The organism is Neisseria sp. (genome assembly GCF_030523955.1).
In the GTDB taxonomy this organism is placed as follows: Bacteria; Pseudomonadota; Gammaproteobacteria; order Burkholderiales; family Neisseriaceae; genus Neisseria.
The window spans coordinates 1-14,452 of sequence record NZ_JAUNHL010000026.1 but is presented as its reverse complement, the minus strand read 5'-3'; the positions used below and the strand labels follow the sequence as shown (position 1 = coordinate 14,452).

At 47.3% G+C, this 14,452-nt stretch carries 14 protein-coding genes; all 14 read left to right on the top strand.

Annotation, left to right across the window (positions count from 1 at the left end; all coding sequences use genetic code 11):
* Positions 1-15: 15 nt before the first annotated feature.
* The 14 genes from nuoI (at position 16) to Q4C79_RS06990 (ending at position 13,926) form a co-directional block, all read left to right on the top strand.
* On the top strand, positions 16-495 hold the full coding sequence (nuoI, locus tag Q4C79_RS07055; protein WP_303090319.1) for an NADH-quinone oxidoreductase subunit NuoI: 480 nt from the start codon (positions 16-18) through the stop codon (positions 493-495).
* A 12-nt stretch (positions 496-507) separates the two neighbouring features.
* Positions 508-1,173 (top strand): NADH-quinone oxidoreductase subunit J, encoded by a 666-nt coding sequence (locus Q4C79_RS07050; protein ID WP_303090318.1) that lies wholly within the window; start codon positions 508-510, stop codon positions 1,171-1,173.
* A complete protein-coding gene (gene nuoK, locus Q4C79_RS07045) occupies positions 1,170-1,475 on the top strand; it encodes an NADH-quinone oxidoreductase subunit NuoK (RefSeq protein ID WP_303090317.1) in 306 nt (101 codons plus the stop codon). The genes Q4C79_RS07050 and nuoK overlap by 4 nt, the downstream gene beginning before the upstream one ends.
* A gap of 11 nt (positions 1,476-1,486) precedes the next feature.
* Entirely contained in the window at positions 1,487-3,517 is a 2,031-nt protein-coding gene (gene nuoL, locus Q4C79_RS07040; RefSeq protein WP_303090316.1) for an NADH-quinone oxidoreductase subunit L, read from the top strand.
* A gap of 37 nt (positions 3,518-3,554) precedes the next feature.
* Positions 3,555-5,060, top strand: coding sequence for an NADH-quinone oxidoreductase subunit M (locus tag Q4C79_RS07035; RefSeq protein ID WP_303090315.1), 1,506 nt, complete (start codon positions 3,555-3,557; stop codon positions 5,058-5,060).
* Positions 5,061-5,069: 9 nt separating this feature from the next.
* Positions 5,070-6,527, top strand: a complete 1,458-nt coding sequence (gene nuoN / locus Q4C79_RS07030) for an NADH-quinone oxidoreductase subunit NuoN (RefSeq protein WP_303090314.1) — start codon at positions 5,070-5,072, stop codon at positions 6,525-6,527.
* Between the two features lie 227 nt (positions 6,528-6,754).
* Entirely contained in the window at positions 6,755-7,054 is a 300-nt protein-coding gene (locus Q4C79_RS07025; RefSeq protein WP_303090313.1) for a DUF2818 family protein, read from the top strand.
* Positions 7,055-7,099: 45 nt separating this feature from the next.
* The gene (proB, locus tag Q4C79_RS07020) at positions 7,100-8,224 is read left to right on the top strand and encodes a glutamate 5-kinase (RefSeq protein WP_303090312.1); all 1,125 of its coding nucleotides are present in this window, start codon (positions 7,100-7,102) and stop codon (positions 8,222-8,224) included.
* 465 nt (positions 8,225-8,689) lie between these two features.
* Entirely contained in the window at positions 8,690-9,370 is a 681-nt protein-coding gene (locus Q4C79_RS07015) for a carbonic anhydrase (protein ID WP_303090311.1), read from the top strand.
* A gap of 377 nt (positions 9,371-9,747) precedes the next feature.
* The gene (locus Q4C79_RS07010; protein WP_303090310.1) at positions 9,748-10,086 is read left to right on the top strand and encodes a hypothetical protein; all 339 of its coding nucleotides are present in this window, start codon (positions 9,748-9,750) and stop codon (positions 10,084-10,086) included.
* Positions 10,087-10,123: 37 nt separating this feature from the next.
* Positions 10,124-11,503, top strand: coding sequence for a hypothetical protein (locus Q4C79_RS07005; RefSeq protein ID WP_303090309.1), 1,380 nt, complete (start codon positions 10,124-10,126; stop codon positions 11,501-11,503).
* 585 nt (positions 11,504-12,088) lie between these two features.
* Positions 12,089-12,268 carry a hypothetical protein gene (locus Q4C79_RS07000; protein ID WP_303090308.1) on the top strand — a complete coding sequence of 60 codons (180 nt, stop codon included), beginning with the start codon at positions 12,089-12,091 and terminating at the stop codon, positions 12,266-12,268.
* 61 nt (positions 12,269-12,329) lie between these two features.
* Positions 12,330-13,136 (top strand): integrase core domain-containing protein, encoded by an 807-nt coding sequence (locus Q4C79_RS06995; protein ID WP_303090307.1) that lies wholly within the window; start codon positions 12,330-12,332, stop codon positions 13,134-13,136.
* Positions 13,129-13,926 (top strand): transposase, encoded by a 798-nt coding sequence (locus Q4C79_RS06990; protein ID WP_303090306.1) that lies wholly within the window; start codon positions 13,129-13,131, stop codon positions 13,924-13,926. Before Q4C79_RS06995 ends, Q4C79_RS06990 begins: the two co-directional genes overlap by 8 nt.
* The last annotated feature ends 526 nt before the right edge of the window (positions 13,927-14,452 follow it).

Genomic DNA, 14,452 nt, shown 5'->3' with positions numbered 1-14,452 from the left:
GGGAGAGAGTGAATTATGGCTAATATAGTAAAAACCTTCCTGTTGGGTGAGTTGGTAAAAGGCATGGGCGTCACGCTTAAAAACTTTTTCGCCCGCAAAGAAACAATAATGTTCCCCGAAGAGAAAACGCCGCAGTCGGTGCGTTTCCGTGGCCTGCACGCGCAGCGGCGCTATCCCAACGGAGAAGAGCGCTGCATCGCCTGCAAACTGTGCGAAGCGGTTTGCCCGGCGATGGCTATCAATATCGAATCGGAGCAGCGCGAAGACGGTACCCGCCGCACCACCCGCTACGATATCGACTTAACCAAGTGCATTTTCTGCGGCTTCTGTGAAGAAGCTTGCCCCACCGATGCGATCGTGGAAACACATATTTTGGAATATCACGGTGAAAAACGCGGTGATCTGCACTATACAAAACCGATGCTGTTGGCTATCGGCGATAAATACGAAGCTGAGATCGCCAAACGTAAAGCCGCAGATGCGCCTTACCGCTAAAGGAGCAGAAACATGACTTTTTCTTTAATTCTGTTCTATATCTTGGCGGCATTGATTCTCTTTGGTGCTGTCAAAACCGTTACCGCTAAAAACCCGGTGCATGCGGCTTTATATCTGGTGCTGACTTTCTGTATGAGTGCCATGATGTGGATGCTGATGCAGGCTGAATTCCTTGGTATTACCTTGGTGGTAGTGTATGTCGGTGCAGTGATGGTGTTGTTCCTGTTTGTGGTGATGATGCTCAACATCGATGTTGAAGAAATGCGTGCCGGTTTCTGGCGTAATGCGCCGGTGGCGTTTACCGTCGGTGTATTGATGGCGGTAGCATTGATTTTGATTTTGGTGGCGCCCGATACTAATCTGGCTGCATATGGTGCCATGAAAGATATTCCTGCCGATTATAGCAACGTGCGCGATTTGGGCAGACAGCTCTATACCGTTTATCTGCTGCCTTTTGAATTAGCAGGCGTGCTGCTGGTATTGGGTATGGTTGCGGCGATTGCTCTGGTTCACCGCAAAACCCTTAATCCGAAGTTCATTAATCCCGGTGACCAAGTTAAAGTGGATGCCAAACAAGGCCGTATGCGTATGGTGAAAATGGAAGCCGTGGTGCAAAAACCCGTTGAGGCGGTAGAAGCCGTTGAAACCGAATCCGAGAAAGGGGAGGGCAAAGCATGATTACGATTACGCATTATCTGGTGCTTGCCGCTTTGCTGTTCGGCATCAGCGCGATGGGTATTTTCATGAATCGCAAAAACGTGTTGGTTCTGTTGATGTCGATTGAATTGATGCTGTTGGCGGTGAATTTCAACTTTATTGCCTTCTCTCAATATTTGGGTGATACGGCCGGGCAGATTTTCGTATTTTTCGTATTAACCGTTGCCGCGGCAGAGTCGGCCATCGGCTTGGCGATTATGGTGCTGGTATTCCGTAACCGCAATACGATTAACGTTGCTGATTTGAACAAACTGAAAGGTTAAGCGGAGAAATCATGAGTGATATGAGTTTATATCTGGCGATTGCGCTGATCCCGCTGGCAGGTTCACTGCTGGCCGGTTTGTTCGGCAATCAAATTGGTCGGGCGGGTGCGCATACCGTTACCATCCTCGGCGTGGCGATTTCCACCGTGTTGTCGGCCTATGTGCTGTGGGGCTTTATCGACGGCTCGCGCGCCAAGTTCGACGAAAACGTTTATACCTGGCTTACCATGGGCGGCTTGGATTTCTCGGTCGGCTTTCTGGTTGACAGCCTAACCGCCATGATGATGGTGGTGGTAACGTTTGTGTCGCTGATGGTGCATATCTACACCATCGGCTATATGCACGATGAAAAAGTGGGCTACCAACGCTTCTTCAGCTATATCTCGCTGTTTACCTTCTCCATGCTGATGCTGGTGATGAGCAATAACTTCGTCCAGCTCTTCTTCGGTTGGGAAGCGGTGGGTTTGGTGTCTTACCTGCTTATCGGTTTCTATTTCAAACGCGAAAGTGCGATTTTCGCCAACTTAAAAGCCTTTTTGGTGAACCGTGTGGGCGATTTCGGTTTTATTTTGGGAATCGGTTTGATTTTGGCCTATTTCGGCGGCAGCCTGCGCTATGCAGATGTGTTCGCTTATCTGCCAAACGTACAAAACGCCACCATCAGCCTGTTCCCCGGTGTGGAATGGAGCCTGATTACCGTTACCTGCCTGTTGTTGTTTGTGGGCGCGATGGGTAAATCGGCACAGTTTCCGCTCCACGTTTGGCTGCCCGACTCTATGGAAGGCCCGACGCCGATTTCGGCTTTGATTCACGCGGCCACCATGGTAACCGCCGGCTTGTTTATGGTGTCGCGCATGTCGCCGATTTACGAGCTTTCCACCACCGCCTTGAGCGTGATTATGGTGGTGGGCGCGATTACCGCACTGTTTATGGGCTTTTTGGGCACCATTCAAAACGACATCAAACGCGTGGTGGCTTATTCAACCCTGTCGCAATTGGGCTACATGACCGTGGCTTTGGGCGTGTCGGCCTATTCGATTGCGATGTTCCATGTGATGACCCACGCCTTCTTCAAGGCCCTGCTGTTCTTGGCTGCGGGCAGCGCCATTATCGGTATGCACCACGATCAGGATATGCGCCATATGGGCAACCTGAAAAAATACATGCCGATTACTTGGCTGACCATGCTGCTTGGCAACTTGGCACTGATCGGCACGCCATTCTTCTCCGGTTTCTATTCCAAAGATTCCATTATCGAAGCCGTGCATTTCAGCGATTTGCCCGGCAGCGGTTTCGCCTATTTCGCCGTACTTGCCAGCGTGTTTGTTACCGCTTTCTATGCCTTCCGCCAATACTTTATGGTATTCCACGGCAAAGAAAAATGGCGTGAATTGCCCGAACATCACGATGATCATCATGACGATGGACATCACCACGGTTTGGGCAAAAATGACAATCCGCACGAAAGCCCTTGGGTTGTTACTTTACCGCTGATTTTGTTGGCTATTCCTTCTGTAATCATTGGTTATATGACGATTGAACCCTTGTTGTACGGCGATTTCTTCAAAGATGTGATTTATGTGAATCACGAAGCCCATCCGGTGATGACTCACATGAAAGAAGAATTCCACGGCCCGCTGGCCATGGTTTCACATAGCCTGTTTACTCCTGTATTGTATTTGGCGATTGCCGGCGTGGTCACTGCTTGGGTGTTGTATGTAAAAGCGCCTCATTTGCCGGCCAAAATCGCCGCAGCCTTCAAACCGGTTTATACCTTGCTTGATAATAAATATTATCTGGATGTGATTTACTTCAACGTATTTGCCAAAGGCAGCCGCGCACTGGGTAACTTCTTCTGGAAAGTAGGCGATACTGCCGTAATTGATAACGGTATCGTTAACGGTTCCGCCAAACTGGTGGGTGCGATTGCCGCACAAATCCGTAAGTTTCAGACAGGCTTCATCTACACCTATGCCGCCTTTATGGTATTCGGTGTGCTGGCTCTGATCGTGACCTTTTTCTGGGGTCTGTTTGTGAAGTAATGGTAGGAATTCAATTTTAAAATGACAGGTTATGAATATGTTTGATAACTTACTCAGCTTGGCAATATGGGTGCCGATAATTGCCGGTGTGCTGGTCTTGGCGACAGGCTCGGATCAGCGTGCAGGCTTGGCGCGTATCCTTGCGTTGATAGGCTCGCTGGCCGGCTTCTTGGTGACCCTTCCGCTGTTTACGAGATTCGACCGCCTGAGCGGCGGTTACCAATTTACCGAGTTTTATAGTTGGATTCCCGTATTGAACATCAACTATGCTTTGGGTGTGGACGGCATTTCCGTGTTATTCATCATCCTTAACGCCTTTATCACGCTGATGGTGGTGCTGGCGGGTTGGGAAGTCATTCAGAAACGCCCTGCGCAATATATGGCGGCCTTCTTGATTATGTCTGGCCTGATTAACGGTGCGTTTGCCGCGCAGGATGCGATTCTGTTTTATGTATTCTTCGAAGGCATGCTGATTCCGCTCTACCTGATTATCGGTATGTGGGGCGGCCCGCGCCGTGTTTATGCTTCGGTAAAACTGTTTCTTTATACGCTGCTCGGTTCGTTGTTGATGCTGGTGGCGCTGGTTTACCTGTCTTACCAATCGGGCGGCAGCTTCTCTATCGTAGACTTCCAGAATCTGAAACAGATTCCGTTGGGTATCCAGCAATTGCTGTTTATCGCTTTCTTCCTGTCTTTTGCGGTAAAAGTACCGATGTGGCCGGTGCATACTTGGTTACCCGATGCGCACGTTGAAGCGCCTACCGGCGGTTCTATGGTACTGGCGGCGATTACGCTGAAAGTAGGTGCTTACGGTTTCCTGCGCTTCATCCTGCCGATCCTGCCTGACGCTTCGCGCTATTTTGCGCCGGCGATTGTGGTGTTGAGCCTGATTGCGGTGATTTATATCGGTATGGTGGCCTTGGTGCAAACCGATATGAAAAAACTGGTGGCTTATTCTTCCATCAGCCACATGGGTTTCGTCACTTTGGGTTTGTTCCTGTTTGCCGGAGCAACCGGTACCGAATTGAACCCGTGGGCGTTGAAAGGTGCCATTATCCAGATGATTTCCCACGGTTTCGTTTCAGCCGCGATGTTCATGTGCATCGGTGTGATGTACGACCGCCTGCATACTCGTAATATTGCCGATTATGGCGGCGTAGTGAACGTGATGCCGAAATTTGCCGCTTTTATGATGCTGTTTGCAATGGCCAACGCCGGTTTGCCGGCCACTTCCGGTTTCGTCGGTGAGTTTATGGTGATCATGGGCGCGGTTCATGTGAATTTCTGGGTAGGTGCACTGGCAGCCCTGACCTTGATTTACGGTGCGGCATACACTCTGTGGATGTACAAACGTACTATCTTCGGCGAGATTACCAATCCCGAAGTGAAAGAGCTTAAAGACATCAACTGCCGCGAATTTGCCATTCTGGCGATTTTGGCGATAGCCGTATTGGGTATGGGTTTGTACCCGGCTCCTTTTATCGACGTCATCCATCAGGCTGCCAATGATTTGATCAGCCAAGTGGCACAAAGCAAAATTTGAGGTGTGTGAATGAACTGGACAGATTTGAATTTAATCCCTGCCATGCCTGAAATTGTTTTGCTTTCGGCATTAGGTATCGTATTACTGGTTGATTTGTGGCTGAAAGACAGCCAACGCCATATCACCCATTACTTAAGCCTGCTGGCTTTGGTGGCCACTGCGGCTGCGCAATGGTCGGTTTGGCAGACGGATAACATTACCACTTTCGGTAATATGTATATTGCCGACGGTGTATCGCAATTATCGAAAATGGTGATGTATGCAGGTTTGTTTACCCTGTTTGTGTATAGCAAGCCCTACAACCAAGCCCGCAATATTTTCAAAGGCGAGTATTACACGCTGTCGCTGTTTGCCCTGTTGGGCATGAGCGTGATGGCCAGTGCCGGTCACTTTTTGGTGGCTTATGTCGGTTTGGAACTGTTGTCTTTGTCTCTATACGCTATGATCGCGCTGCGCCGTGAATCCGCACGGGCAGCCGAGGCGGCTTTGAAGTATTTCGTATTGGGCGCATTGGCTTCCGGCTTGTTACTGTACGGTATTTCCATGGTATACGGTGCGACCGGTTCGCTGGATTTTGCCGTGGTTGCCGGTAACGCCTTTAGCGGTAATGCCAATCCTTGGCTGCTGAAGCTGGGTGTGGTGTTTATCGTGGTGGCGATTGCCTTTAAATTTGGCGCCGTACCGTTCCACATGTGGGTGCCTGACGTTTACGAAGGTGCGCCGACTTCTACCGCTACTTTGGTGGGTACCATTCCGAAAATCGCGGCGGTGGTGTTTTCCTTCCGTATCTTGGGTATGGCTTTGGGCAGCCAGGCGGGAGCCGAAGGCCAAAGCGGCTGGATGCAGATGTTCGCAATTTTGGCGGTGGCTTCGCTTCTGCTGGGTAACTTGGCGGCGATTATGCAGACCAATATCAAGCGGATGTTGGCATACTCTACCATTTCGCATATGGGCTTTATCTTGCTGGCCTTTATGTCGGGTGTTTTCGGGTTCAGCGCGGCGCTTTACTATGCATTGGCTTATGTCGTAATGGGTTTGGTGGGTTTCGGCGTGCTGATGTTGTTGTCGAACGAACAGCACGAATGCGAGGAAATCAGCGATTTGGCCGGTTTGAACCAGCGTAATGCTTGGTATGCTTTCCTGATGCTGCTGACCATGTTCTCTATGGCCGGTATTCCGCCGCTGATGGGCTTCTTTGCCAAACTGTATGTGATTCAGGCCTTGTTGGGCAGCGGTTATATTGCTTTGGCCGTATTCGCCGTGATCATGTCGCTGATTGGTGCTTTCTACTATCTGCGTGTGGTCAAAGTGATGTATTTCGATCCGGCGCAAAACGAAGCCCCTATTGGCGGCTGTGCTGCGGCCAAAACCCTGTTATCAATCAATGCGCTTTTGTTGCTGGTATGGGGCATCATGCCGAAAACCGTACTTGATTGGTGTGTACAGGCGCTGCAAAACGTTTTCTGATGCCTGTCTGAAAAGCAAAACGGCAACCCTTGGGGCAACCCTTGGTGTTGCCGTTTTATTAATATATAGCGACAATATACCGCATGATTTATAAAGCAAGGGTTGCACCGAATAATCGGGTTTAGGCGGCACATGCCTGTCTGAAAAACGCAAGAAGTCTTAAAACAACCATAGAGTGTTCGTTATATCGAATATCGGTTAGTAAGGCTTTGGAAGAATGGATAAACATGACAGCTTCAATGTATATTTTATTGTTATTGGCCGTGGTTCTGGCCAACATTCCTTTTTTAACCCCGCGCTGGTTCGGCGTATTGCCCTTAAAGCAGAAGCGGTTCGGCCATCACTTGCTGGAATTGCTGGCAGGTTTCGTATTGACGGCGGCGCTGGCCTACCTGTTGGAAAGCCGCGCTGGTTCGGTACACGAACAAGGTTGGGAATTTTATGCAGTTAATCTTTGCCTGTTTCTGGTATTTGCATTTCCCGGGTTTGTTTGGCGCTATTTTTGGCATAGCCGCCATCAGCAATAAATACGCAACTCAAATAGCTTAAAGAAAGAAGAAAGCGGAAAGATCATGCAAGTCGAAAATTTGGCGCAAGCCCGGCTGGTGGTGGTGAAAGTCGGCTCCAGCTTGGTAACGGCGGAAGGCAAGGGGATAGATCAGGCGGCGCTGGACGAATGGGCGGCGCAAATTGTCGCACTGAAGCGCAAAGGCGTAGACGTAGTATTCGTTTCCAGCGGCGCGATTGCCGAGGGCATCAAGCGCTTGGGGTGGCCGAAGCGGCCGAAGGCCTTGAACGAATTGCAGGCGGCGGCGGCAGTGGGGCAGATGGGAATCGCGCAGGCTTATGAAACCGCGTTTCGCCCGCATCAAGTCAATACCGCGCAAATCCTGCTGACCCATGAAGATTTAAGCAACCGCACCCGCTATCTGAACGCACGCAGCACGCTGCTGACCCTATTGGAAAAAGGCATTGTTCCCATCATTAACGAAAACGACACGGTCACCACCGATGAAATCAAGCTCGGCGATAACGATACCTTGGGCGCACTGGTAACCAACTTGGTGGATGCCGATGCATTGATCATTCTTACCGACCAGCGCGGCTTGTACGACAGCGATCCGCGAAAAAATCCCGATGCCCGTTTTATCGAACGGATTTCCGCCGCCGATTCCAGGCTGGAGCAAATGGCAGGCGGCGCCGGCAGCAATGTGGGTACCGGCGGGATGTACACCAAAGTTTTGGCTGCCAAACGTGCCGCTTTGAGCGGTGCGGCTACCGTAGTCGTATCCGGCCGCGAACCGGATGCACTGGTCCGCCTCTTATCGGGCGAAAAACTCGGTACCCTGTTCACCAGCGAACACAGCCGCGTGGCCGCGCGCAAACAATGGCTATACGGCCATATACAAGTAGCGGGCGTGCTAGTGGTTGATGCCGGCGCGGCCGAAGCCTTAACCGGCCAACACAAAAGCCTGCTGCCGGTCGGCTGTATTCGGGTAGACGGCCATTTCTACCGCGGCGAGCTCGTTTCGGTGCGCAACCCGGAAGGGCGGGAGATTGCCCGCGGCTTGGTAAATTACGGCAGCGAAGAAGTCGCCAGAATTTTAAAAACACCCTCCAGCGCCATTGCAGCGAAACTAGGCTATATCCACGAAGAAGAACTAATCCACCGCGATAATATGGCGATTAACCGCTAAGCGCAGCAATGCCTGTCTGAAAAAGCTTTCAGACAGGCATAGAACTTTGGAAAATTCTTTTCGATATTTTAAATGCTTGCGTCATGCCCGGCTTGAACCGAACATCTTTGGGTTTTGAAAGAAAAAACAGATACTCGGCTCAAGCCCGAGTATGACGAGATATCCATAAATTCAGGATTAAAATCTTTTGCAATGCCCTCAGCATTTTGTCAAAACAAGCAATCCGCTTAAGCAACAGTATGTGCGCTATAGCGGATTAACCTAACTTTCGCAAAGGCTCTACTGCGCCAAAGCTCGAAAAGCAGGATTTTGCCAGCCGCCAAAGCGGCAACAGAATCGGTTTCGTACTGTACTAGAGTGCTGTGTTTGCTCAGAAGTAATTGAATATGCTATAGATTTTCTATTATCATAACAATATGCCCGCAAACAGGTATCAGAGATATTTCAGACAGGAGTTAACCGCTCATGAGCAACAAATCATACAAACAGATTTTTGAAAACAACCGCAAATGGGTAGAAGCGCGCATGCAGCAAGACCCGCATTTTTTCGACCGGATGGCCCATGTACAAAACCCCGATTATCTCTACATCGGCTGCTCCGACAGCCGGGTGAGCGCCGAAGAAATGATGGGTTTGAGCCCGGGCGAAGTGTTCGTACACCGCAATGTCGCCAACGTAGTGAACGCCATCGATATGAACGCCTCCTCCGTGATTCAATACGCGGTAAAAAACCTCAAAGTCAAACACATCATCGTATGCGGCCACTACCATTGCGGCGGCATCGCAGCGGCGCTGGAACAAAAAGACTACGGCTTATTAAACCCCTGGCTGCGCAATATCCGCGATGTTTACCGTCTGCACCGGGAAGAATTGGATGCCATCGAAGACAATGCCGAGCGTTTCGACCGCTTGGTTGAATTAAACGTACAAGAACAAGCCATCAACGTCATCAAAATGGCCAGCGTGCAGCAACGCTACGCCGAAGAAGGCTTGCCGGTGGTACACGGCTGGGTATTTGACGTCCGCACCGGCCTGCTAAAGGATTTGCAGATTGATTTCGAAGCGATACTGAGCGAGATCATGCAGATTTACAATATTACCGACCAAGATTGGGATTTAACCCGAGGCCGGCGCAAAAAACCTTAGAAATAAATGGCCGCTATAGCGGAAATTTATTTTTGCAGTCTTTGCAGCTTTAAGCGGAACCGTGGAAGGGTTCGGCATATTCAGGAAATGACCGGACCTTATTCAAGGGATGCAAAATTTTGAGAATGCTATTTAAAGTTAATTTTTATTAATAATGCCTGTCTGAATTCTGTTTTCAGACAGGCATTATTGCTAGAAAAATTAGTTTATAACATTTTCATACAATAAATAACCAAATTCATTATTTTCTTAAAAATATTTGATTGAAATTTTAATGATTGGTATATTGCTCGTGGCTGTTCCACATCTTTGTTAGCAGCGGTAGGCTGGTTCTCGAAGATCCAACAAAAAGCTGAGAAAATAATCATGTTGGAATTGTGTTAAATCTATGCTTGCTAATTTTTGAAATTGATAATTTTAATAAATTTATTGGTACTATGGAAAATATAATTGATTTTTTAAGAACAAAATATTTTTTTTATTTTGTTATGGTTTTGTTTTTAATTTCTAATATTGCTTATAGGAAAATGGTTGGCAAGCTAAAGGAGGAATTGGAGTATGAAATAAATTTTAAAAGCAAAGATGAGGTTTGGGAAATGGTTAAAGAAGAGCGAAAGAAAAGGAATATAAAGGCTTCTGTGGCATGGGTGGCGGGTAAGTTAGAGCTTCTTTCATTGATTGTTCTACTAGGGACTTTATGTTTGAGGATTGCCTGATCTTGGTTTTTTACTAATTGAATTTTTGGAATATCTTATGCAAACAAATTATTATGATTTGGCAATAAATGGTGTGCAGCTTAATGACGCAGTAAAAAATGGTGATGATGCAGGTATGGTAGCCGCAACAGTGGGCGTGATTAATGCCGCTGGTGTTCCTCGTTCTGTAGCATTGGGGTTATCATTAGGCGCAGTTAAAGCTTCTGTTACAGTGTTAGCTGATAAGGTAGTAAATAATAAAGGGGTTACGTTATCTGATGTTATGGCTGCACAAGCTGCTGTCGGGAGTTTTATGGGTACTGCAGCATCGTATGCAGGAGATGGTATTCAGGCAACATCAAAAAATGCACAAACTAAAGCTATTGGGGTGGCAGCGGAAGTTGTAGGGGGAGCTGTTAATAAAGCTTCAGCAGGATATGCTGCAGCTGCTTTTACCATGAGTAAGACCAAAGTGGATTTAGCTGTATGGGATCCTCAAAATAAAACCGGGTTACCGAAAATTACCGATTTTGATGGTAGTAAGGAAACGGCTGGAAAAATAGGCGATATATTACAAGATAATGCGGCATCGACATTTAATGATGCAATGAATGATTTCGGGAAGTGGGCGCAAGATAATGATCAAGCATTCACGCAAGGACTTAACGATGTGGGAGCAGCGGTTCTCCCCAAGATTTTAGAGTTATCTGGTTTACTTCGGGATATTGCAGATCCAGCTGTATGGGAAGAAAAAGCTCAAGCCTTAGATGAAAATATTGATCAGAAGTTTCAGGATGTGCGCAAATGGCTCGAAGAGAAATTTTTACCGTTTGCTTTTGATTTGGGAGAGTCGATACGAAAGTTATATGAGGACATTGAAGACCCTTGGTGTACACCGGATGATTGGAGAGAGTGGCAAGAAGCTAACCGCGACGGTAAATTCCATATCGACAAAGATCCGTTGGTGCTCGATCTGGACGGTGACGGCATCGAAACCGTTCAAACCAACGGTTATAAAGGCGCGATGTTTGACCATAATAAGGACGGTATCCGCACCGCCACCGGCTGGGTGGCGGCGGATGACGGTTTGCTGGTAATCGATAAAAACGGCGACGGTTTAATCAATAACGGCGGCGAATTGTTTGGCGACAACCAAGTATTGAAAGACGGCAGTACGGCGACCACCGGCTATGCGGCGCTGGCGGATTACGACAGCAACGACGATAAGGTAATTGATAGCAAAGATGCGCAGTTTGCCGATTTGCGCATTTGGCGCGATCTGAATCAAGACGGTATCAGCCAAAGCAATGAATGGTTTACTTTGGCGCAATTAAATATCCAATCTTTAGATTTGGAACATCAAAACGTTGATAAACATTTGGGCAACGGCAAAGATAATACAAAGAATGCCTGTCTGAAAACCCTGTTGGTTGCCTGAAGGCGACAGAGGCAGCAAGGTTTTCAGACAGGCATTTTATATTTTATTGAACGGGATAAAGGCGCAGCAGTGGTAGGTTGGGTCGAAGAGAAAATAATAAGGTTGGGTTTCTAACCCAGCCTACACTTGTTTGTGTGTAGTTATGTTTACTTAATTTTGATTTTATATTGGTTTTTTTGAAGAGGTGTGATTTGGATATCTTACAGGCTGCTGTTCTTATTTTGAGGAGTAACTATGCCTTTTGGTTTATTTTCTGTGTATTTTTTCTAGTGAGTAGAAAATACAAGAAACTTTCTAAGGATTTGATAGAAGATTTAGCTTCTGATGACTTAACTTCTAGGAGTGAAATTTGGAATATGGTCAAGGAAGAAAGTAAAAAAGGTAATGTTAAGGCAAAGCTTGCAGTTGTATGTTACCGAATAGAAGGCATTTGTGTTTATATCTTAATGTGTATGATTTTTATCGGGTTTGTGTAGAAAATTTCTTGATAAAATGGCGGTGATGTTTTAATAATTTTCGGTAAATTGTTGTAATTTTTTGTTTTTTTTATATTTTCTGTTTGTCCTAATTATTCTTGGAGGGGTTATGAGTAATCAAAATAAAGTTGATTGGATTGTAAATGGTATTTCTTTAGAAAAAGCTCTCCGTGATCAGGATGGTCCTGCTGCAGCAGCAGCAGCATTAAGTATCGCGTCTGCGACTAACAATAGCTCTCGAGCTTTGGCAGCGTCAATACTAGGCGTGCAAGCAGCAACACCTCATTAGCGGATAAAGTGTGCTGTAGGAAAAGCTAGCGTTGTTTACAGTATTTGAAAGACAATACTGCATGAACATCCATAAAAATACCCGGCTAACTCCGCATAACCGCCAAGCCATTTGGCGCGCTTATACACAAGACAAAATCAGTGTAACTTCGTTGGCACAACAATACCGTGTCAGCAGAGTAACGATTTACCGCATACTCAAAGCAGCCCGGTTGCGGCTGCTCACCCCGCAAAAAAGCACCAACAACCGCTTTAAACAAGCCAAATACGGCATGAAGCGCCTGGCTAAAGTTGAGCGGGAAATCGAAGAGAAACTCAAAAAACAGGCAAAGCGTTACAACAAATCCTATCCCGGCGAAATGGTTCATTTCGATACCAAACGGCTGCCTTTGCTACAAAACCAAAAAGCAACCGACCCTCGGGATTATCTGTTTGTTGCCATTGATGATTTTTCCCGCGAGCTGTATGCTGCAATATTGCCGGACCGTACAGCAGCCAGCGCAGCCAAATTTCTTTTGCGCGATGTGATAGATTGTTGTCCCTATACCATCGAATGCGCCTATTCCGACAACGGTGTGGAATATCGTGGCAATGCGGGGCACCCGTTTGGCATTGCCTGTGTGCACAACAACATAAGCCAAAAATTCACCCGTGTTGCCCGGCCGCAAACCAATGGTAAAGCCGAGCGGGTTATCCGTACCTTAATGGAAATGTGGCATGACAAGCATCCGTTTAAGGATTCGGCGCACCGGCAAAAAGAGTTATGTCGTTTTGTTAACTTTTATAACACCGTCAAGCCCCACAAGAGCCTGAAAGGCGACACCCCTTTTGAGATTTTACAGGCTTATTTTTCTCAACCTGTTGTGTAAACAACCCGACCATTTCCTACACTTCCTGCACGATAACGGCGTTCAAGTCAGCATCGTTAACCCCGCCCGCATCGCCGAGTTTGCCAAATCCCTCGGCACCGTACACAAAACCGACAAAAGCGACAGCCAAGTATTGGCCCGTTACGGGGCCACGGTCAGCTTCCCGATCTGGCAGCCCGAGCCGCTGCCGTTACGGCAACTTAAAGCCAAAATCGCCCGCATGGATGCGTTGCAGACTGATTGGCAGCGTGAAGAAAACCGCTTGGAAAAAGCCCGCATCGGCAGTGCGCCAGACGAAGTGGTTTTGTCCATCCGCCAAATTCAAACCGCCATCAGCGACAGCATGGCCGAACTGCAGCGGGATATTGATGAGCACATCGACCGCCATCCTGATTTAAAACACGATATCGAGCTGCTGAAAACCATTCCCGGTGTGGGTGATGCGGTTGCGCCGCGTATGGCTCTGCTCTACCGCAGCCGCCCGTTTCGAAGCGCTGTGCAAATGGCCGCCTTTCTGGGGCTGGTTCCGAAGGAGCGTACATCAGGCCAATACAGAGGCAAGGTACGGCTGAGCAAACAGGGTAACAGTAAATTCCGGGCATTGCTGTATATGCCGGCGGTAGTAGCAAAAGGTTGCAATCCCGACATTAGAGCCTGCTGCGAGCGTCTGCTGGCAAGAGGTAAGAGCAAAATGCAGGCCATTGGTGCCGCAATGCGCCGTTTGGTTCATATTTGTTTTGGTGTACTGAAGCATCAAACGGTTTATCAAGCCCGAACGGTCAATTTTTAATGGCTTGTGCTTGACTGGGAAGACAGTATCTACGCTTGCTGGACGGATTCGGAATATTCGGCAATAGGCGGGGTATTCAATAGTTGCAATACTTTTGAAAATACTTTTTAAATCAGAACAGCTTTGACTAAATACTTTGTAGAGTTGGATTTTTAGTATGCTATTTTTCTCAATTATTCTTTTATCTGTTTCTTCAATTGGATATTTTATGCTTGGGGTGTTTTTTTATATGGGAAAATTCGAGAGTTATGGGTATGGGTTAAATGATTTTGTTTTTTATAATAAACATATATTTTATGTCTCATCACTCGCCAGTTTGTTTCTTTCTAAATTGTTCAAATTTATTAAAATAAAATATTTTAATATTAAATATCACGATAACCCTTATATTAATAAGATTGAAAGGGGAATGGAGGTAATAGTTTATTCTGGGGTGCTTCTAAGCTTGAGTTCATTGTTTTGGATGCTGGTTTTTATAGTCAATTAAAATAAGAGCTCCGTAGTAATGCAGTCATAAAATCTCCCA

Excerpts from the sequence above, each read along its gene's own strand:
- Q4C79_RS06995 (WP_303090307.1), top strand. The coding sequence starts at position 12,330 with ATGAACATCCATAAAAATACCCGGCTAACTCCGCATAACCGCCAAGCC.
- Q4C79_RS07050 (WP_303090318.1), top strand. The coding sequence starts at position 508 with ATGACTTTTTCTTTAATTCTGTTCTATATCTTGGCGGCATTGATTCTC.
- nuoI (WP_303090319.1), top strand. The coding sequence starts at position 16 with ATGGCTAATATAGTAAAAACCTTCCTGTTGGGTGAGTTGGTAAAAGGC.
- nuoN (WP_303090314.1), top strand. The coding sequence starts at position 5,070 with ATGAACTGGACAGATTTGAATTTAATCCCTGCCATGCCTGAAATTGTT.
- Q4C79_RS07025 (WP_303090313.1), top strand. The coding sequence starts at position 6,755 with ATGACAGCTTCAATGTATATTTTATTGTTATTGGCCGTGGTTCTGGCC.
- Q4C79_RS07035 (WP_303090315.1), top strand. The coding sequence starts at position 3,555 with ATGTTTGATAACTTACTCAGCTTGGCAATATGGGTGCCGATAATTGCC.
- nuoK (WP_303090317.1), top strand. The coding sequence starts at position 1,170 with ATGATTACGATTACGCATTATCTGGTGCTTGCCGCTTTGCTGTTCGGC.
- nuoL (WP_303090316.1), top strand. The coding sequence starts at position 1,487 with ATGAGTGATATGAGTTTATATCTGGCGATTGCGCTGATCCCGCTGGCA.
- Q4C79_RS07000 (WP_303090308.1), top strand. The coding sequence starts at position 12,089 with ATGAGTAATCAAAATAAAGTTGATTGGATTGTAAATGGTATTTCTTTA.
- Q4C79_RS07015 (WP_303090311.1), top strand. The coding sequence starts at position 8,690 with ATGAGCAACAAATCATACAAACAGATTTTTGAAAACAACCGCAAATGG.
- proB (WP_303090312.1), top strand. The coding sequence starts at position 7,100 with ATGCAAGTCGAAAATTTGGCGCAAGCCCGGCTGGTGGTGGTGAAAGTC.
- Q4C79_RS07005 (WP_303090309.1), top strand. The coding sequence starts at position 10,124 with ATGCAAACAAATTATTATGATTTGGCAATAAATGGTGTGCAGCTTAAT.